The 19,102-nt window shown below is 66.7% G+C and carries 19 protein-coding genes; 14 read left to right on the forward strand and 5 right to left on the reverse strand.

Annotation, left to right across the window (positions count from 1 at the left end; translation table 11 throughout):
* Positions 1 to 158 precede the first annotated feature (158 nt).
* On the forward strand, positions 159 to 1,100 hold the full coding sequence (locus I6F12_RS27905; protein WP_225157687.1) for a hypothetical protein: 942 nt from the start codon (positions 159 to 161) through the stop codon (positions 1,098 to 1,100).
* A gap of 229 nt (positions 1,101 to 1,329) precedes the next feature.
* A complete protein-coding gene (gene pncA / locus I6F12_RS27910; RefSeq protein WP_036003240.1) occupies positions 1,330 to 2,052 on the forward strand; it encodes a bifunctional nicotinamidase/pyrazinamidase in 723 nt (240 codons plus the stop codon).
* Positions 2,053 to 2,204: 152 nt separating this feature from the next.
* On the opposite strand, the gene grpE is transcribed toward pncA, so the two are convergent.
* Together grpE and hrcA are read right to left on the reverse strand one after the other, a co-directional pair.
* A complete protein-coding gene (gene grpE / locus I6F12_RS27915; RefSeq protein WP_036003237.1) occupies positions 2,205 to 2,822 on the reverse strand; it encodes a nucleotide exchange factor GrpE in 618 nt (205 codons plus the stop codon).
* 94 nt (positions 2,823 to 2,916) lie between these two features.
* Positions 2,917 to 4,005 (reverse strand): heat-inducible transcriptional repressor HrcA, encoded by a 1,089-nt coding sequence (gene hrcA / locus I6F12_RS27920; protein ID WP_036003234.1) that lies wholly within the window; start codon positions 4,003 to 4,005, stop codon positions 2,917 to 2,919.
* Positions 4,006 to 4,173: 168 nt separating this feature from the next.
* On the opposite strand from hrcA, the gene rph reads away from it, so the two are divergent.
* Genes rph through hemW form a run of 3 tightly spaced genes read left to right on the forward strand, consistent with a single transcriptional unit; the run spans position 4,174 to position 6,678 of the window.
* Positions 4,174 to 4,887: a ribonuclease PH gene (gene rph / locus I6F12_RS27925; protein WP_225157688.1), complete on the forward strand. Its 714-nt coding sequence runs from the start codon at positions 4,174 to 4,176 to the stop codon at positions 4,885 to 4,887.
* Between the two features lie 11 nt (positions 4,888 to 4,898).
* Positions 4,899 to 5,534 (forward strand): RdgB/HAM1 family non-canonical purine NTP pyrophosphatase, encoded by a 636-nt coding sequence (gene rdgB / locus I6F12_RS27930; protein ID WP_036003228.1) that lies wholly within the window; start codon positions 4,899 to 4,901, stop codon positions 5,532 to 5,534.
* On the forward strand, positions 5,521 to 6,678 hold the full coding sequence (gene hemW, locus I6F12_RS27935; protein WP_225157689.1) for a radical SAM family heme chaperone HemW: 1,158 nt from the start codon (positions 5,521 to 5,523) through the stop codon (positions 6,676 to 6,678). Before rdgB ends, hemW begins: the two co-directional genes overlap by 14 nt.
* 100 nt (positions 6,679 to 6,778) lie before the next feature.
* Here hemW and I6F12_RS27940 read toward each other — a convergent pair whose 3' ends face one another.
* Complete coding sequence (locus I6F12_RS27940; RefSeq protein ID WP_051056860.1) at positions 6,779 to 8,011, reverse strand: penicillin-binding protein activator; 1,233 nt, start codon at positions 8,009 to 8,011, stop codon at positions 6,779 to 6,781.
* Positions 8,012 to 8,364: 353 nt separating this feature from the next.
* On the opposite strand from I6F12_RS27940, the gene rsmI reads away from it, so the two are divergent.
* From rsmI to I6F12_RS27975, 7 genes are all read left to right on the forward strand, one after another.
* Positions 8,365 to 9,315: a 16S rRNA (cytidine(1402)-2'-O)-methyltransferase gene (rsmI, locus tag I6F12_RS27945; RefSeq protein WP_225157690.1), complete on the forward strand. Its 951-nt coding sequence runs from the start codon at positions 8,365 to 8,367 to the stop codon at positions 9,313 to 9,315.
* The gene (locus I6F12_RS27950) at positions 9,302 to 9,703 is read left to right on the forward strand and encodes a YraN family protein (RefSeq protein WP_036045010.1); all 402 of its coding nucleotides are present in this window, start codon (positions 9,302 to 9,304) and stop codon (positions 9,701 to 9,703) included. The genes rsmI and I6F12_RS27950 overlap by 14 nt, the downstream gene beginning before the upstream one ends.
* Positions 9,704 to 9,713: 10 nt before the next feature.
* Positions 9,714 to 10,658, forward strand: a complete 945-nt coding sequence (gene gshB / locus I6F12_RS27955) for a glutathione synthase (RefSeq protein ID WP_036024326.1) — start codon at positions 9,714 to 9,716, stop codon at positions 10,656 to 10,658.
* Between the two features lie 282 nt (positions 10,659 to 10,940).
* Positions 10,941 to 11,762 (forward strand): Flp pilus assembly protein CpaB, encoded by an 822-nt coding sequence (gene cpaB / locus I6F12_RS27960; protein ID WP_036024324.1) that lies wholly within the window; start codon positions 10,941 to 10,943, stop codon positions 11,760 to 11,762.
* Between the two features lie 10 nt (positions 11,763 to 11,772).
* Positions 11,773 to 13,290, forward strand: a complete 1,518-nt coding sequence (locus I6F12_RS27965) for a type II and III secretion system protein family protein (RefSeq protein WP_225157691.1) — start codon at positions 11,773 to 11,775, stop codon at positions 13,288 to 13,290.
* A 49-nt stretch (positions 13,291 to 13,339) separates the two neighbouring features.
* Complete coding sequence (locus I6F12_RS27970; RefSeq protein ID WP_225157692.1) at positions 13,340 to 14,071, forward strand: CpaD family pilus assembly protein; 732 nt, start codon at positions 13,340 to 13,342, stop codon at positions 14,069 to 14,071.
* On the forward strand, positions 14,068 to 15,357 hold the full coding sequence (locus tag I6F12_RS27975) for an AAA family ATPase (protein WP_036003204.1): 1,290 nt from the start codon (positions 14,068 to 14,070) through the stop codon (positions 15,355 to 15,357). Before I6F12_RS27970 ends, I6F12_RS27975 begins: the two co-directional genes overlap by 4 nt.
* Positions 15,358 to 15,476: 119 nt before the next feature.
* Here I6F12_RS27975 and I6F12_RS27980 read toward each other — a convergent pair whose 3' ends face one another.
* Entirely contained in the window at positions 15,477 to 16,274 is a 798-nt protein-coding gene (locus tag I6F12_RS27980; RefSeq protein WP_225113141.1) for a tetratricopeptide repeat protein, read from the reverse strand.
* Between the two features lie 80 nt (positions 16,275 to 16,354).
* A complete protein-coding gene (locus I6F12_RS27985) occupies positions 16,355 to 16,600 on the reverse strand; it encodes a PilZ domain-containing protein (RefSeq protein WP_018644993.1) in 246 nt (81 codons plus the stop codon).
* 228 nt (positions 16,601 to 16,828) lie between these two features.
* Between I6F12_RS27985 and I6F12_RS27990 the strand changes: the two genes are divergently transcribed.
* Both I6F12_RS27990 and I6F12_RS27995 read left to right on the forward strand, forming a co-directional pair.
* The gene (locus I6F12_RS27990; RefSeq protein ID WP_225157693.1) at positions 16,829 to 18,367 is read left to right on the forward strand and encodes a YifB family Mg chelatase-like AAA ATPase; all 1,539 of its coding nucleotides are present in this window, start codon (positions 16,829 to 16,831) and stop codon (positions 18,365 to 18,367) included.
* A gap of 108 nt (positions 18,368 to 18,475) precedes the next feature.
* Positions 18,476 to 18,943 carry a hypothetical protein gene (locus I6F12_RS27995; RefSeq protein ID WP_036003195.1) on the forward strand — a complete coding sequence of 156 codons (468 nt, stop codon included), beginning with the start codon at positions 18,476 to 18,478 and terminating at the stop codon, positions 18,941 to 18,943.
* The last annotated feature ends 159 nt before the right edge of the window (positions 18,944 to 19,102 follow it).

A 19,102-nucleotide genomic window follows, 5' to 3' on the forward strand; every position in this document is an offset into this window, starting at 1 on the left:
GCAAGCCCCCGCACCCGCAAGCCCGCCCGCCCTGTTGCGGCGAGGCCAAACCGGCTAAAAGGCGGACCGACCGCACAGCCGGCGCAGCTGCTTCGCGCGACAAAGCGGCCCGGTGGCCGACCATCGAACGGCCTCAATGTGAACCAATCAGAGTGGCCATGAAGCTGACCCGCCCCCTCGCCGCGCTCGCCCTCCTCGCCGTAACAGCGCTTCCGGCCTTCGCCGCCGACGTCGTTTTCCCACCCGGCTTGCGTCTCGGCATGGTGCCGCTGATCGGCCTCAGCACGGCCAAGACCTTTCCGGGCTTCGAGAGCGAGGACGGCAACGTCAAGGTGCTGGTCACCGAGCTGCCGCCGGCCGCCTATGGCGAGGTCGTGAGCGCCTTCAATTCCAATCCCGGCGGGACCGGCGGCGTCAAGCAGGACAAGGTCGAGACCCCCGCTGGCCTTGCCTATTTCACCACCGAAAGCGGCAAGGCCGGCGATACCCCGGTGAAGCGGTATTCGATGATCGTGCCCGGCGCCGGCTTCTCCGGCTATGTCGCGGTACAGATCCCGGAGAATGCGACCAAGATCTACACGGACGAGGCGGTGCGACAGATGTTCGCGAGCGCCACCACCCGCAGGCAGGTCTCGGCCGAGGAGCAGATCGCGCTGCTGCCGTTCAAGATCACCGATCTCGCCGACTTCAAGGACATCAAGACCCTGGCACCGGGCTCGAGCATCATCCTGGCCGACGGCGATGAGAGCGTGGGCTACGAGGCGAGGCCGTTCATGATCCTCGGCCTGATCGGCGCCACCCCGCAAGCCGCCGACGACCGCGCCCGCTTCGCCCGGGAGGCGGCGCTCCAGATTCCCGGCGTGCGCGAGTCGCGCATCACCATGTCCGAGCCGATCCGCATCAACGGCCAGCAAGGCTTCGAGACCCGGATCGACGGCGTCAGCGGCAAGGACAAGGTCCCAGTGACGGTGGTGCAGTGGATCCGCTTCTCGAGCGGCGGCGCATCATTGCGCATCATCGCCAGCGCCCCGCGCGACCAATGGCAAGCCGCCTTCACCCGCTTCCGCACCGTACGCGACGGGATTCAGCCGAAGGGGTAGGGCGAAGCCGGCGCTAATCGTGGTTGGTCGCAGTTTCACGAAGAACCTTCGCCCAACTTCTCCCTGTGTTTATGGATCCCGGGTTCGCGCTTTGCGCGCCCGGGATGACGGCGCTATGGGCTTTGTCAGCCCACGCGCTGGACAGAACCCGCTTCATTTTCAGGCTTCTGTTCGTATACGAACGGAACTAGGCTTCCTCCCGTTGGATCATCCTGGAGGGGAGGTAGACATGCTGGTTCGGCGACAGGTCTTGGCAATGCTTGGAACGACGGCGCTGGCGACGCTCGCGCCAAGCGCGCTGTTCGCGGCCGCACCGATCAAGCCGGACGAAGCGTCCGCGCTGCTCGTGATCGACGTGCAGAACTGCTTCCTGCCCGGCGGGAGCCTCGCGGTGAAGGAAGGCGAGCAGGTGGTGCCGGTCATCAACAAGATCTCGAAGGCATTTGCGAATGTGGTGCTGACGCAGGACTGGCACACGCCGGGCCACGTTTCGTTTGCGTCGGTTCATTCCGGCAAGAAGCCGTTCGAAACGGTCGACCTGCCCTATGGCAAGCAGGTGCTGTGGCCGGACCATTGCGTGCAGGGCACCGAGGGCGCGGCGCTGTCGAAGGACCTGTCGATCCCGCACGCCGAGCTCATCATCCGCAAGGGATTTCACAAGAACGTCGACAGCTATTCGGCCTTCCTCGAGGCCGACGGCAAGACCTCGACCGGCCTCGCCGGCTACCTGAGGGGCCGCAAGATCAAGCGCGTCTTCGTCGCTGGTCTTGCGACAGACTTCTGCGTCGCCTGGACCGCGCTCGACGGGCGCAAGGCGGGCTTCGAGGTCTATGTGGTGGAAGACGCCTGCCGCGGCATCGACACGCAGGGCTCGCTCGCCAAGGCCTGGGCCGACATGGCCAAGGCGGGCGTGAAGCGGATTCAGTCTGCGGATATCGCGGTGAGCGCGTAGGCGGCGCGCTATCCTTCCGTCATTCCGGGGCGCGCTTCAGCGCGAGCTATGGTGCGCAATTTGCGCACCTGAGAATCCATTGTGCGGTTGTCTCTGCTGTTCAATGGATTCCGGGTTCTCGACTTCGTCGAGCCCCGGAATGACGCCAACACTCAGTTCGCCGCGCTGCTCGATTCGTTGTTGTTCGCCGCGGGCGCAGTCTTCGCGCCGCCCTTGGCGACGCCGACCAGCGCCGGGCGCAGCACGCGGTCACCGATGGTGTAGCCGGCCTGCATGATCTGCACCACGGTGCCCGACGGCACCGACGCGTCAGGCACTTCGTACATTGCCTGGTGGAAGTTCGGGTCGAACTTCTGGCCCTGAGGATCGAGCTTCTTCACGCCGTGTTTTTCCAGCGCGTTGAGCAGCGCGCGCTCCGTGAGCTCGACGCCCTCGATCAACGAGACCAGGCCAGGATCGGCCGCAGCACGCGCCTCCGCCGGAACGGCATCGAGTGCGCGCTGGAGATTGTCGGCGATGTCGAGCACGTCGCGCGCGAAGCCGGTGATGCCGTAGAGGCGGGCGTCGGCGACTTCCTTTGCGGTGCGCTTGCGCAAATTCTCCATCTCGGCCAGCGTCCGCAGCATGCGGTCGCGCGCTTCAGCCGCTTCCTTTTGCAGGGTTTCGACCGAACCCGGCTCGGGATCGTCGGGCATGATGTAGGGTTTCGACACCACGGGCTCGCCGGTCGCTGCAGTCGTGTCTTGGGGTTGCCGGTCTTGCTCGGTCATCGGCTCTGATCTCGAACTCGTTTCAGGGATGTTGGCCCGGATATCGTGCTTAAGCCCGCGAAAATCAAGCGCCCGTGATCGGCGGAAAGGCCGGTCAGCCCCCCAACAGGCGGCTGACGATGCGGGCGGCGTAGTCCACGGTCGGGATCACGCGGGCATAATTCAGCCGCGTCGGGCCGATCACGCCGAGAACGCCGACGATGTGGCCGGCGGCATCCCGATAGGGCGAGATGATGGTGGAGGACCCCGACAGCGAGAACAGCTTGTTCTCACTGCCGATGAAGATGCGCACGCCTTCGGCGGTCTCGGCCCGGCCGAGCAGATCGATCACGCCGCGCTTGGTCTCGAGGTCGTCGAACAACAGGCGAACCCGCTCCAGATCCTCCAGCGCGTGCAGATCTTCGAGCAGATTGGCGTGGCCGCGGACGATGAGCTGACGGTCCTCGCTCTCGCCGCCGGACCAGCTGGCAATGCCGGCCGAGATCACTTTCTGTGTCAGCTGATCGAGCTCGGCACGGGCCTCGCCGAGTGCGGTCTCGAGCTCGAGCCGCGCTTCGGCCAAGGTCCGGCCGCGGATCCGCGCATTGAGGAAATTGCCGGCCTCTGTCAGCGCCGAAGAGGGAACTCCGGGCGGCAGCGTCAACACGCGGTTTTCAACCTGGCCGTCTTCGCCGACCAGGATCACCAGCGCTTTTTCCGGTTCCAGGCGGACGAATTCGATGTGCTTCAGCCGCGCATTGGATTTCGGCGTCAGCACGACGGCGGCGGCCCGGGTCAGGCCGGAGAGCCGCATCAAGGCCTGGTCCAGCGCCGCCTCGACCGATTGCGCCTCGCCGACGGACGAGAGCTGGCTCTGGATCGCCTGCCGCTCGGCCTCGTTGAGGTCGCCGACCTGCATCAGGGCATCGACGAAGAAGCGCAGGCCCAGTTCCGTCGGCAGCCGGCCGGCGGAGGTGTGCGGGGCATAGATCAGGCCGAGCTGTTCCAGATCGGCCATGACGTTGCGCACAGATGCCGGCGACAGCGGCATCGCAATCAGGCGGGAAATGTTGCGCGAGCCGACCGGCTCACCGGTCGCGAGATAGCTTTCGACAATTTGACGAAAGATGTCGCGGGAACGCTCGTTGAGCTGGGCAAGGCCTGCGCGCGGCGCGATCAGATGGATCGGATCGTGATGGGCCACAGACGGTAACTCCTCTCGGATCCTTATAATTTGTCCATCCGGGCCGCGTCTGACAAGCGTGGCGTTTGCAGGCCGACGGTCAGGGGGTGAATAAGCCCTTGCCGCCCACCCCCGCCCCACCTACAAGCACCGCGAACAGCCTATTCCCGTGAGTTTTGGAGATTTCCCATGCGGCCAAGCCGCCGTGCGCCCGACGAATTGCGCCCCGTGACGCTGGAGCGCGGCGTGGTCAAATATGCGGAAGGCTCGTGCCTCGTTAAATTCGGCGACACCCATGTGCTGGTCACCGCCACACTGGAGGATCGCCTGCCGCCGTGGCTGAAGGGGCAGGGCCGCGGCTGGGTCACCGCCGAATACGGCATGCTGCCGCGCGCGACCTCCGAACGCACCCGCCGCGAGGCCTCCGCCGGCAAGCAGAGCGGCCGCACCGTCGAGATCCAGCGCCTGATCGGCCGCTCGCTTCGCACCATCGTCGATCTCGAAGCTCTTGGCGAGCGCCAGATCACGGTCGATTGCGACGTGCTCCAGGCCGACGGCGGCACGCGCACGGCCTCGATCACTGGCGCCTGGGTCGCGCTTGCCGATTGTCTCAACTGGATGAAGGCGCGCAACATGGTGAAGGCCAACGTGATGCGCAACAACGTCGCCGCGATCTCCTGCGGCATCTACAACGGCACGCCGGTGCTCGATCTCGACTATGCCGAGGATTCGGAAGCCGAGACCGACGCCAATTTCGTCATGACCGGCGATGGCCGCATCATCGAGGTGCAGGGCACCGCGGAACGCGAGCCGTTCACGCAGGACGAGTTCCTGAAGCTGATCGCCCTGGCGCAGAAGGGCATTGCGCGTCTGGTGGACTTGCAGAAACTGGCCGTGGCGTAGTCAATAAGCCCATGCACCGCCGAATCACCGACAAGCTCGTCATCGCCACCCACAATCCCGGCAAGCTCGCCGAGATGAGGGAGCTGCTCGCGCCGTACGGGATCGAGGCGGTGTCGGCCGGCGAGCTCGGCCTAGACGAGCCCGAGGAAACCGGCAACGATTTCCGCAGCAACGCCGCGATCAAGGCGATCGCCGCGGCGGAGGCGACCAAGCTGCCCTCCTTCGCCGACGATTCCGGCATCGTCGTCGACGCACTCGACGGTGCGCCGGGAATCTACAGCGCGCGCTGGGCCGGCCCGACCAAGGATTTCAACGCGGCGATGGCGCAGATCGAGCGCCTGCTGCAGGAGCGCGGCGCCACCACGCCGGACAAGCGCAAGGCCCACTTCGTCTCCGCGCTTTGCGTGGCCTGGCCCGACGATCATCGCGAGGAGGTCGAGGCGCGCGTCGACGGCACGCTGATCTGGCCACCGCGCGGCACGGCCGGCTTCGGCTACGACCCGATGTTCCTGCCGGACGGGCACAGCCGCACCTTCGGCGAGATGACCAGCATCGAGAAGCACGGCCTGCCGCCACTTGGCCTCGGCCTGTCGCACCGCGCCCGCGCTTTTCGGAAACTGGCGGAGATCTGCCTTGAGCCGCGCTAACAAGGATGCGTTTGGCGTCTATGTGCACTGGCCGTTCTGCCTGTCGAAGTGCCCCTATTGCGACTTCAACAGCCATGTCCGCCATGCCGCGATCGACGAGACGCGCTTCGCCGCCGCCTTCGCGCGAGAGATCGCAACGACCGCCGAGCGCGCGCCCGGCCGCGAGGTCACCTCGATCTTCCTCGGCGGCGGCACGCCGTCACTGATGCAGCCCGCCACCGTCGGCGCGGTGTTAGACGCGATCGGCAAGCACTGGTCCGTCGCAGGCGACGTCGAGGTGACTCTGGAAGCGAACCCGACCAGCGTCGAAGCCACGCGCTTTGCCGGTTATCGCATCGCCGGCGTCAACCGCGTCTCGCTCGGCGTGCAGGCGCTCGATGACGCCTCGCTCAAAGCGCTCGGCCGCATGCACAGCGCGCGCGAAGCGCTCGATGCCGTCGCCATCGCGCGCCGCGCGTTCGACCGCTATTCGTTCGACCTGATCTACGCCCGCCCCGACCAGACGCCGGCGATGTGGGCGGGCGAGCTGCGGCACGCCATCGATGAAGCGGCCGAGCATCTGTCGCTCTATCAATTGACGATCGAGGAAGGCACGCCCTTCTTCGGCCTGCACCAGGCCGGCAAGCTGAAGACGCCGGACGAAGCGATCGCCCGCGCGCTCTACGACGTCACGCAGGAGACCTGCGACAAGCTCGGGCTGCCCGCCTACGAGATCTCCAATCACGCGCGGCGCGGTGCCGAATGCCGGCACAATCTGGTGTACTGGCGCGGCGAGGAATATGCCGGCATCGGCCCCGGCGCACATGGCCGTCTCGACATCGACGGCGTGCGCCACGCCACCGCCACCGAGAAGCGTCCCGAGGCCTGGCTGATGCGGGTCGAGACCAACGGCGACGGTGTCGTCAGCGACGAGCTCCTCAACAGCGAGGAACGCGCCGACGAATTCCTGCTGATGGGATTGCGGCTCGCCGAAGGCATCGATCCCGAACGCTACAAGGCCCTCGCCGGCCGCCCGCTCGACCCCCGCCGCATCGCGCTCTTGCGCGAGGAAGGCGCGATCACCGTGGATGCGACGGGACGGCTGCGCGTGACCAGCAGCGGTTTTCCGGTGCTGGATGCCGTGGTCGCGGATTTGGCGGCTTAGCGGATCTCGTAGCCCGGATGGAGCGTAGCGCAATCCGGGACGGTCTCACCGCGTGGACAGAACCCGGATTGCGCTGCGCTCCATCCGGGCTACGAAACCATTACGCCCCAAAGCTCTTCGGCGAGCCCGCCACCGCAACGCCGCCGCCTTGCGTCACCTTCATCACGGCAAGTCCGCGTTCATTCGTGCCATCAGCACGGAAGCGGAACAGGCCGTCGATGCCGGCGAAGCCTGAGGGGTTGGTGAGCACGTCGGAGGAGAAGCGCTGGCCGCCTTGCGTGCGCGCCAGCGCGGCAACGAGCGCGACCGCGTCATAGGAAAGGGTCGCGGTGCGGATCGGCTCGGCGCCGTATTTCGTGCGGTAGCGGCCGGAGAAGGCGCGGAAGCCGGCCGGATCGGGCGCGGCGTAAAGGCCGCCCTGCAGCGCGGCGCTGGCATAGACGCGCGGATTGTCCCACAGGCCGGTGCCGAGCAGCTGGATGTTGCGCAGGTTCGCGCCCGCGGCCGTCATCGCATCCGCCACTGACACGACGGCATCGCCGTCATCGGCAATGAATAGCGCGTCCGCACTGCCGAGCTGCTGCGCCACGGTGCGCGCGGGCGTGGCGCGATCGGCACCGTATTTCTCGAACGCAACGATGCGCCCGCCGCGCCGCGGCACCGCCGCCTTCACCGCGGCCTCGACGACATTGCCATAGGCGTTGTCGGGCACCAGCACCGCGACGGAGCGCTTTCCGATGCCGGCGGAATATTCGACGATGCGGTTGACGTCGGACTCCGGCAGGAACGAGAGCAGATAGACGCCGCGTCCGGCGATGCTGGAATCGGTCGAGAAGGCGATGACGGAAATGCCGCGCGTGCGCGCGACCTGCGCCACCGCCGGCACCGATTGCGCGAACAGCGGCCCGAGGATGATCTCGGCACCCTCGTCGACCGCCTGCTGCGCGCCGGCCTGCGCGCCTTGCGGGCTGCCATTGTCGTCCTTGATCAGGAGCTGGATGTTCGGGTTCTGGAACTCGGCCAGCGCCATCTCGGCGGCGTTGCGCATCGATTGCGCGGCGAGCCCGGCATTGCCGGCCGCGGAGAGCGGCAGGATCAGGCCGACCTTCACGCCGCCGGTGCCGGCGGTCGTCGCCTGCTGCTGCGGTCCTGCCGGCTGGGCCGGCGGCGCGGAGCTCGAGAACGGGTTGGAGAACTGGCTGAGGCTTTGCTGCACGCCGGCGCAGGCCGACAGCACGGGCGCGCCGAGCAACAGGCCGAGCGCAGTCCGCCGGGTCGCCCCTGGCGATGGGGATCCCGGAAGGTGAGACTTTGGATGACGCGGGCCGACCATGGCAGCTTCTCTTCCGACCCGCCGTCGCCGGCTGATCACGACATTGCTTTCCGCGACGGGGGCCGCGGATTCAGGCAGTGTGTCGGCAAATAGTTAACCAAAACAAAAGGATAACAACCGCTTAACGCGGCCGCAATCCCGTCCCGGCAGCTCTTCGCCGTCACTCATTCACTCATCAAGGCGGCGTTTCCGTCGCGAATATGGCGCGAGGGCCCCTCCTGCCTCCCGGCGCGATCTCGACCGATCACATTCCCGTCCGTTCCTCGCCCCTCACCTGGATACGATCTTTGGGCACGATCTTTTTCGGCGAGCCGGTTCCCAGCCTTAGCGATCGTGCCTAAGTTGGCTCCATTATGCGCGCAAAGCCGGCCCCGATAAATACGCCTGAAGCTCAAGACGCCGCCTCGCGCGGTTTCTCCATCGATGCCCATCGGCTCGCGGCGCCGAAGGCCGCGCCGGGCCTCCATCTGGTCGCGACCCCGATCGGCAATCTCGGCGACATCACCCTGCGGGCGCTGCAGACGCTCGCCGGCGTCGATGTCATCGCGTGCGAGGACACCCGCATCACGCGCCGCCTGACCGAGCGCTATGCGATCACGGCCCAGCTCAAGCCATATCACGAGCACAATGCGGAGGCCGCGCGGCCCAAAATCCTCGAAGCCCTCGGGCAAGGCGGCTCGGTCGCGCTGGTGTCGGACGCCGGCACGCCGCTGATCTCCGATCCCGGCTTCAAGCTGGTGCGCGAGGTCTGCGCCGCCGGCCATGCGGTGTATGCGCTGCCCGGCCCGTCCTCGGTGCTGGCCGCGCTGTCGGTCGCCGCGCTGCCGACCGACCGCTTCTTCTTCGAAGGCTTCTTGCCGGCGAAATCAGCCGCGCGGCGCAGCCGTCTCACCGAGCTCGCCCGCATTGACGCGACGCTGGTGATGTTCGAGTCAGGCAACCGCGTGCAGGATACGCTGGCCGATCTTGCCGAGATCATGGGGCCGCGCGAGGCCGCGATCTGCCGCGAGCTGACCAAGCTGCATGAGGAGATTTCGCGCGCAACGCTGAGCGAGCTGGCGCGCGAGGCTGCAACGCTGGAGACACGCGGCGAATTCGTGCTGGTGATCGCTCCGCCCGCGGCCGACGCCGAGGTTCTGACATCGGACGCGCTCGATGGTCTGTTGCGCGAGCAGCTTGCCGCGCACAGCGTCAAGGATGCCGTGGCGCACGCGGTCGCGTTGTCGGGCCGTCCGCGCCGCGAGGTCTATGCCCGCGCGCTCGAGCTCGCAAAGGACTCGCGGGGCAGCGATGGCGAAGACTGAGATTCCTGCGGAACCGAAGGTCGCGTCGCCCGAGCGCGTCGCGGCGTTCCAGACCGGTATTTCCGCGGAGAGCCGCGCCGCCGCCTACCTCATGGCCAAGGGCTACCGCATTCTCGCCAAACGTTACCGCACCCCGCATGGCGAGATCGACATCGTGGCGCGGCGCCGCAACCTGATCGCCTTCGTCGAGGTCAAGGCCCGCGCCACGCTGGACGAGGCCGCTTTCGCCGTGACGCCGCGCCAGCAGCAGCGCATCATCGACGCCGCCCAAGGCTGGCTCGCAGCGCATCCCGAGCATGCCGAATTCGAATTGCGATTCGACGCCATGCTGATTGCGCCGCGCTCGCTTCCGCGCCATCTGTTGGCGGCATTCGACGCCTCGACCTGAAAGGCAGCCCATGAAACTGAACGTCGCCGTCCAGATGGACCCCATCGCCCGCATCAACATCAAGGGCGATTCCACCTTCGCGCTGCTCTTGGAGGCGCAGAAGCGCGGCCATGGCCTGTCTTATTACACGCCCGACAAGCTCTCGATGGTCGGCGAGGAGCTGGTCGCGCCGGTTCAGCTCCTGACCGTGCGCGACGAGCCCGGCGACCATTTCACCCTCGGCGAGCCCAGGCGCGAGGCGCTGAACGGGTTCGACGTGGTGCTGCTGCGCCAGGATCCGCCGTTCGACCTCGCCTACATCACCTCGACGCATTTCCTGGAGCGCATCCATCCGAAGACGCTGGTCGTCAACGATCCCGCCTCGGTGCGCAACGCGCCGGAAAAGCTGTTCGTGATGAATTTTCCGCAGCTGATGCCGCCGACGCTGATCTCGCGCGACCTCGATGAGATCAACGCGTTCCGCGACAAGTACGGCGCGGTGGTCATGAAGCCGCTGCACGGCCATGGCGGCGCGGCGGTATTCCGCGTGATGCCGCAGGACATGAATTTCGGCTCGCTGTTCGACATGTTCTCGGTGACGTTCAGGGAGCCCTGGGTGATCCAGCAATTCATCCCCGAGGTGAAGCACGGCGACAAGCGCATCATCCTGGTCGACGGCGAGTTCGCCGGCGCGGTGAACCGCGTGCCGGCCGCCGACGACCTCCGCTCCAACATGGTGCGCGGCGGCGCGGCGCAGGAGACGGAGCTCACCCCGCGCGAGCGCGAGATCTGCGCCACGGTCGGCCCGGCGCTGCGCGAGCGCGGCCTGCTGTTCGTCGGCATCGACGTCATCAACGGCAATCTCACCGAGATCAACGTGACCTCACCGACCGGCATCCGCGCCATCGCACGGCTCGGCGGCCCGGATGTCGCGGCGAAGATCTGGGACGTGATCGAAGCGAAGCGGAAGAAGTAGAGCTCTGCGCGGCCCGGATGGAGCGTTAGCGAAGTCCGGGATGCTAACGACGTATTCACCATGACGCCGCGCGCGCCGTGCGAACGTACGTGCCCGCGTAGGTGAAACTACGGGGCTGTTGGCCGACCCAATAACGCCGCGTTCACCATCTGCCGAAAACCAGCATCGCGGCCGGCGATCACGTTCGGCCTCGCAACACCCCTTATACTTTTGCTGCCTACTCATCGATGCGGGGGAACACGCCAGGTGCGGTTCGAGTGCCCCGCGTAAGAGTAGAAGCGTATGAATACCGCACGCATTGTCGTTCTCGTCATCGCTCTCGGCGCCGGCGGCGTCGCTGCATATCTGGCGAGCGGCTATCAGAATCCGCCCGCGGCCGTCCTGCCCGTCGCCGAGAAGCTGCCGACGGTCGAGGTCCTTATCGCCAAGAACGACATCCAGCTCGGCCAGGCCGTCAAGCCCGAGGACCTGCAATGGCAGGCCTGGCCCGCGGCAACCGCCAGCAGCGCCTTCATCCGCCGCGACAGCAGGCCCGAGGCACCGACCCAGATCGCGGGCTCGATCGCGCGCGTGCCGTTGATGCAGGGCGAGCCGATCCGCGAGCAGAAGCTGGTCAAGGCCGAAGGCTCCGGCTTCATGGCCGCGATCCTGCCGTCCGGGATGCGTGCCGTCTCCACCGAGATTTCAGCCGAAACCGGCGCCGGCGGCTTCATCCTGCCGAATGACCGCGTCGACATCGTCCTGACCCGCCGGCTGAAGAATCCGGACGGCGGCAACACCAACGGCCCGACCGGCGGCAACGACCTCATCCTGTCCGAGGTCATTCTCACCAACATCCGTGTGCTCGCGATCGACCAGGCCCCGAAGGAAAAGGAGGGCCAGAACGCGGTGGTCGGCAAGACCGTCACGCTCGAGCTGCGGCCCGACCAGATCGCCACGCTTTCGGCCGCACGGCAGGGCGGCACTCTGACACTCGCGCTGCGCAGCATCGTCGATGCCAACGCAGTCGACGGCACGCCCGAGGACCAGGCGATCAAGCGCCCGGGCGGCGTGAACGTAATCCGTTACGGCGTCCAGGCACGGCAACTGACGTCACAGAAGTGATGGGGACAGCATGAACTACGGGGGTGATCGGACGGGCTTGCGCATTCGGGGGAAGCGCGTGCGCTCGGTTCTGGCGGGGACGATGTTGGTGCTGGGGCTGCTCGCGGCTTCCGGCGTCCTCAGTGCTGCGGAGGCGCCGGTCGGCGACCAGGCGCCGATGCAGGCGTCGGATCTCGGCTTATCGTCGGTTGGGACTATCGCACCGGCGCGGTCGCGCTTTCTGTCGCTCGGCATCGGCAAGTCCGTCGTCATCGACCTGCCGCGCGAGGTCAAGGACGTGCTGGTGGCCGATCCCAAGATCGCCAATGCGGTGATCCGCTCGGCCCAGCGCGCCTATATCATCGGCGGCCAGGTCGGCCAGACCAACGTCGTGTTCTTCGCGGCCGATGGCCAGCAGGTCGCCTCCTATGACATCGCGGTGAAGCGCGACCTCAACGGCATGCGTTCGGCACTGCGCCAGTCGCTGCCGGGCGTGCAGATCGAGGGCGTCGGCGACAGCGTGATGCTGACCGGCTCGGTGTCGAGCCCGGTCGAGGCCCAGCAGGCCGGCGACGTTGCCGCAAAGCTGGTCGGCGGCGCGGACAAGGTCGTCAACAACATCGTCGTGCGCGGCCGCGACCAGGTCATGCTCAAGGTCGTGGTCGGCGAAGTCCGCCGCGACATCGTCAAGCAGCTCGGCGTCGATCTCAGCGCCAGCCTGAATGCCGGCACGGCGGTGGTGAATTTCAACAATTCCAACCCATTCTCGGTCTCTGGCGGACCGATCGTCAGCAGTAATGGGCTCGGCGTCACCGGCCTCGCCAAGGGTGTCGCCACCGTCAACGCCACGATGCGGGCAATGGAAAGCGCCGGCGTCATGCGGACCCTGGCCGAACCGAGTCTGACCGCGATCTCGGGCGAATCCGCCACTTTCATCGCCGGCGGCGAATTCCCGATTCCCGGGGGCTACGCCTGCGATCCCGTCACTCACGTCTGTACCACCCAGGTCACCTACAAGAAGTTCGGCATCTCCCTGAACTTCACCCCGGTCGTGCTCAGCGAAGGCCGCATCAGCCTGCGCGTGATGACCGAGGTCTCGGAGCTGTCGAACACCAACTCGATCACGTTAACGCAGGCCGTGACCGGGTCCTCGACCAACTCGATCACCATTCCATCGATCCAGACCCGCCGCGCCGAAACGACGCTGGAAATTCCCTCGGGCGGCTCGATGGCGATGGCCGGCCTGATCCAGCAGCAGACCAAGCAGGCGATCAACGGACTGCCTGGTGTCGACCAAGTGCCGATCATCGGCGCGCTGTTCCGCAGCCAGGACTTCGTCAACAACGAGACCGAGCTGATGGTGATCGTGACGCCTTACGTGGTGCGCGCGGTTGCCCAGAAGGAATTGTCGCGGCCCGACGACGGCTTCGCGCCGGTCTCGGACGCACAGAGGGCGCTACTCGGCAGGGTCAACCGCCTCTATGGCATCGCGAGCCGTGTCGATCCGGTGGCCGGCACGCCGGGCGATTTCGGCTTCATCATCGACTGAGACGAACGGTTTGGGGACCGGGCAAGGCAGGGGCAGGAGGGATCAGGGGATGAGGACAACATCAGCCGATCGACGTCGCAATTTGCGGCTCGCGCTGGCACTGACGGGCCTCTCCGTCATGCTCGGCGCCTGCAACACCACCGAGATCGTCACCCAGACGGTGCCGACCGATTATCGCCAGCGCCATCCGATTGCGGTGCAGGAAGGCAAGAAGTCGATCGTGATCTTCGTCGGCAAGAGCAGAGGCGGCCTCTCGGCTGCGCAGCATTCGGACGTCGCGGGCATCGCGCGGGACTGGATGCGCGAAGGCACCGGCTCGGTCGTCGTCGATGTGCCGGTCGACACCGCCAATTCGCGCGCGGCTGCCGCAACCTATCAGGAGATCCGCTCGGTGCTCACGTCCGGCGGCGTGCCGTCGCGCGCCATCGCCCAGCGGCCCTATCGCCCTGAGGATCCGGGGCTGCTGCCCACCATCCGCCTGAGCTATTCCAAGATCACCGCCGTCGCCGGCCCCTGCGGGCTGTGGCCCGAAGATGTCGGCCCCAACATCCTCAACCCCGGCTACACCGAGAACCGCCCCTATTTCAATCTGGGCTGCGCCAGCCAGCGCAATCTCGCCGCGATGATCGACAACCCGGCTGACCTCGAGCAACCGCGCGCCGAGACGCCCGCCTATACCGCACGGCGCGACATCGCGTTCGATCGCTATCGCAAGGGCACGACGACGACGACCACCTATCCCGAATCCGACAAGGCCAAACTCAGCGATACCGCCAAATGACAGGCATCCACGACGAAGACGCGGACGATCCGCAGCACCCCGAGGAACACATCGCGCCGGTTCCTCGCATTTCGGTGCAAGCCTTCTGCGAGACCGAGCAGACGCTCAAGGCGGTGACGGCGGCTGGCCAGGATCGCCGGCTCGCCAAGGCCCATCTCAGCGCCAAGGACGGCGGCCTCGCCGCGGCGATCGAAGCCTATGAATCGATGCCGACGCCGAACGTGATCGTCATCGAGTCCGACGGCACGCGCGACATCCTCGAAGGACTGGACGACCTCGCCGGCGTCTGCGATCCCGGCACACGCGTGGTCGTGATCGGCAGCCCCAGCGACACCGCGCCCTATCGCGAGCTGGTGCGCCGCGGCGTCAACGACTACGTGGTCGGCCCGGTCGAAACCATCGACGTGGTCCGCTCGATCTGCAGCCTGTTCTCGGCCTCGGAAGCCATCATCACCGGCCGCGTCATCGCCGTGGTCGGCGCCAAGGGCGGCGTCGGCGCGTCCACCGTCGCGCATAATTTGGCCTGGACCATCGCCCGCGATCTCTCGCTCGATTCCGTCGTGATCGATCTCGACCTCGCCTTCGGCACCGCGGGCCTCGACTACAACCAGGATCCGGTGCAGGGCATCGCCAACGCGGTGCTGTCGCAGGACCGGCCGGACACGGCGCTGATGGAGCGCCTGCTCGCCAAATGCACCGATCGCCTCAGCCTCCTGGCGGCGCCCGCCACGCTCGACCGCGTCTACGATTTCGGTGCCGAAGCCTTCGATGCCGTGTTCGACACGCTGCGCATGACGACGCCCTGCATCGTGCTCGACGTGCCCCATCAATGGTCCGGCTGGACCCGGCGCGCGCTGGTGAATGCCGACGACATCGTGATCGTGGCCGAGCCCGATCTCGCTAACTTGCGCAACACCAAGAACATGCTGAGCGTGCTGAAGGCGGCGCGACCGAACGACCGGCCGCCGCTGTACTGCCTCAACCAGGTCGGCATGCACAAGCGTGCGGAGATCGAGGTCAAGGCCTTCGCCAAGACCATGGAGAGCCAGCCGATCGCGGTGATCCCGTTCGATTCGAAACTGTTCTCGACCGCGGCCAATAACGGCCAGATGATCGCGGAGGTCTCCAGGACCCACCGCACCACCGTTCTGTTCCAGAATATGGCGAACCGCCTCGCCGGCCGCGGCGAGGTGAAGAAGCCGAAGCGCTCGCTGCTCGAGCCGCTTTTGAAGAAGCTGAAGGGCAAGTCGGGGCGCAGCTCGGCCCCGCATCGCAAGGCGTCGTAGGCGCGGCTTATTTGAGCATGATCTCCGCGCAAACGCCTTCCGCGTTTGTCGCGAGGGAAAACCGCTTCACACTTTGCGCTGACGCGGCCCTTCGGGTCCGGATCATGCTCTAGGGCGGACTACCTGTCCGCCCGCTGCTGCTTTTTCGCCAGCAGCTGCTTCAGCGCCGCGACCTTGGCCGCGCCCTGGTCCGGCGGCAGATCTGCCTTGACGAGGATTTCGGCCTCGGCCTCGCGACCCTGCAATCCCAGCACGAGCGCCAGATTGGCGCGGACCCGCGCATCGTTCTGATTGCGCTGATGGGCGCGGCCGAGCACCTGTTCGGCCTTCGAGAGATTATTTTGCAGCATGTAGGACAGGCCGAGATTGGACAGCACGGTCGGCTCGTTCGGCACGATCTTCAACGCCGCGGCGTAATATTGCTGGGCTTCCTCGTTGCGGCCGAGCTGATCGAGCACAGCCCCTTGCGCCGACAGGATGCGCCAATCGGGATCCTCGGGCGAATGCGCCCGGCCGAGGACGTCGAAGGCCTGCTGGAAATTGCCGTTGTCGGCGAGGGCGCGGCCGTAGCCGGCGAGCAGCGCCTTGTTGCCGGGACGGGCGAGCACGGCCTGCTCCAGCACTGCGACCGCCTGCGCGCGCTGGCCGCTGCCACGCAGCGCCTTGCCGTATTCGAGAGCAATGGCGGGATCGCTCGGCTTGGCGCGATAACGCTCGCGAAGTGCGTCCATCTCCGGCGTGGGGTCGGCCTTGCTGTCGGACTTGCCGTCAAGCTTGGCGGCGGACTCCCGCTTGCCGCCGAGCGCACCGGTGACGTCGTCGATGCCGGCCGTCTGACAGCCGCCGAGGGCGAGGATCAGGACGGCGGAACACAGATATCCCGCCGGGGATAAGGCGAGGAACGAACGCTTGGGCATACTCTGATCACTCGGCAACTGATCAGAGATGCTTACCCATTAACGCTAAAGTCCCGTTAAGGAGGCGCGCCTGTTGAGGTTCAGTCGACGAACTCGGCGCCGAATTCGCAGCCGATGCGCCAGCGCAGGCGGCATTGGCGGGAATAATCAGGCGCGAAGATGATGGTGAATTGCGGCGGCACTTCCAGAAATTCCGCCACCACTTTCACGCCGCCATCCGAAATGTCCGTGATCGTGCAATCCCGCGGCAGCGAGCCCGCGCCAAAATGGATCTTGGCGAGGCGGCTGCACACCCGACGTTCGCTTCTCCGGCGATTTGCAAGCATTTGAACTGTTCACCCGTTAGACCACGGCCCATCCCGCAGCCCTAGGAGTAGCGGACATTCGTTGGAATGTGCTGAGGAGAGAAGGCGGCATTCGAGACGTAGTGTCTGGGCTGCGTTTACGATTGGTTAGGATTTGACCGGCCGCCAAGCGATTGTTCCCGTATTGTTCTTGCGGAAACGGCCGCGCTCTGCTACCCCTAATTGCAGCAATGGGCAGGCTGGTTCGGCATGGTTCAGCGGGTTTCTACCGTCGCCTTTGAGGGGATCGAGGCCCGTGCGGTCGACGTGCAGGTGCAGGTCGCGCCCGGCCTGCCGGCCTTTGCCATCGTCGGCCTGCCGGACAAGGCGGTGTCGGAGGCGCGCGAGCGGGTGCGCTCGGCGCTGATCGCCTCGGGGCTGGCGCTTCCGGCGCGGCGGATCATCGTCAATCTGGCTCCGGCGGACCTCCCGAAGGAGGGCAGCCATTACGACCTGCCGATCGCGCTCGGGCTGATGGCCGCGATCGGCGCCATCCCGCCGGATGCGCTGACCGGCTTCACCGTGCTCGGCGAGCTCGGCCTCGACGGCTCGATCGCGCCGGTGGCCGGCGTCCTTCCCGCCGCGATCGGCGCCAATATGCGCGAGGAAGGTCTGATCTGCCCGGCGTCCTGCGGCTCTGAAGCGGCGTGGGCGAGCCCGGACATCCAGATCATTGCCGCACACTCGCTGATCCAGATCGCCAACCATTTCAAGGGCACCCAGGTGCTGTCGCGGCCGACGCCGAAGGTGCATGAGGCCGCCGCATCGACGCTCGACCTGCGCGACATCAAGGGCCAGGAAAGCGCCAAGCGCGCGCTGGAGATCGCGGCCGCCGGCGGGCACCACCTGCTCATGATCGGCGCGCCGGGCGCGGGCAAATCGATGCTGGCCGCGCGCCTGCCCTCGATCCTGCCGCCGCTGTCACCGAGCGAGCTGCTCGAGGTCTCCATGATCGCCTCGGTCGCCGGCGAGATCGAAGGCGGCGCGCTGACGGCGCGGCGCCCGTTCCGCTCGCCGCACCATTCCGCCAGCATGGCCGCGCTCACCGGCGGCGGCGCGCGCGCCAAGCCCGGCGAGATCTCGCTGGCACATCAGGGCGTGCTGTTCCTCGACGAATTGCCGGAGTTCGATCCGCGCGTGCTGGATTCGCTGCGCCAGCCGCTGGAGAACGGCGAGGTCGCGGTGTCGCGCGCCAATCATCGCGTCACCTACCCTGCCCGCTTCATGCTGGTCGCGGCGATGAATCCCTGCCGCTGCGGCAATGCGTTTGAGCCCGGCTATGCCTGCAAGCGCGGCCGCATCGACCGCTGCACCGGCGATTACCAGGCGCGCATCTCCGGTCCGCTGATGGACCGCATCGATCTGCGCATCGAGGTGCCGGCGGTGACGGCCGCCGACCTGATCCTGCCGCCGCCGTCGGAAGGATCGGCCGAGGTCGCCGCCCGCGTGGCGGCGGCGCGCGACATCCAGCTGGCGCGCTATGCGGATGCAGGCCTGCCCCATGTCCGCACCAATGCTGAAGCCCCCGCCTCCGTGCTGGAGGAGATCGCAAAGCCGGATGCGCAAGGCGCCAAGCTGCTGCGCGACGCCGCGGAGACCATGCGCCTGTCGGCGCGCGGCTATCACCGCGTGCTGCGGGTGGCGCGAACGCTGGCCGACCTCGACCATGCCGACAAGATCGGCCGGCTGCACCTCGCCGAAGCGCTGTCGTACCGCGCACTCGCGGAGGATGTGCGCCAGCTGGCTTGATCATTCCGCGCATCAACCCGGCGGTAACGACTTTCCTTTACGCTCTGCAAACCATAAGGCCCGACGCGTTTCGGTTGTGAGTTCCCGGGGCCTAGCGAGTAGAGCGTCATGTTGCGTTTCAAGTTCCTGGCCTCGGCTGTTCCCCTGTTGGCGGCTGCGGTGTTCGCCCGCGCCGAGATCGGATCGGTGTCGCATCCCTGCATCGCGTTGGGCGACACATCGGTCGAGCTCACCTCGCTGTTCTGGACCGCCGGTGTGCATGTCGCCTTCACCGACGATCCCGCGCGGGCAACGGTGCGGGTTCAGATCACCGAGGATGCCGACGCCGCGGATTTTGCCGTGGTCGACGACGGCCTCGGCTCCGAGCCTGACACCTGCCAGGCCAGCCCTTCGACGCGTCTCGTCTCGATCGCCGCGCAGCCGGTCGACGGCGGCCAGGTGGTCTATCTCTCCAGCGAAGGACCGGCGGATTACCGCATCTACGTGCGCTCAAAGACGTTCTCGCCGCGCGAGGCGGCGGCGCTGATCGTCGGCGCCCGCGGCGGCCATGGCCGCTTCCAGGCGGCATCGCTTTAGAGCTTTGTGTTTGAGCATGATCTGATCGGAAAACCGCTGCAAACTTTTCGCTAACGCGGCCCTTCGGGTCCGGATCATGCTCTGACCCGTTAACGTCTCGTCAACCCTGTTCGGAGGCGGCGCCACCGCCGCAATTTGTTCGCAAGGTCGGCGGGCCAT

Origin of the sequence: Bradyrhizobium sp. IC4059, assembly GCF_020193615.1 — a bacterium.
GTDB lineage: Bacteria > Pseudomonadota > Alphaproteobacteria > Rhizobiales > Xanthobacteraceae > Bradyrhizobium > Bradyrhizobium yuanmingense.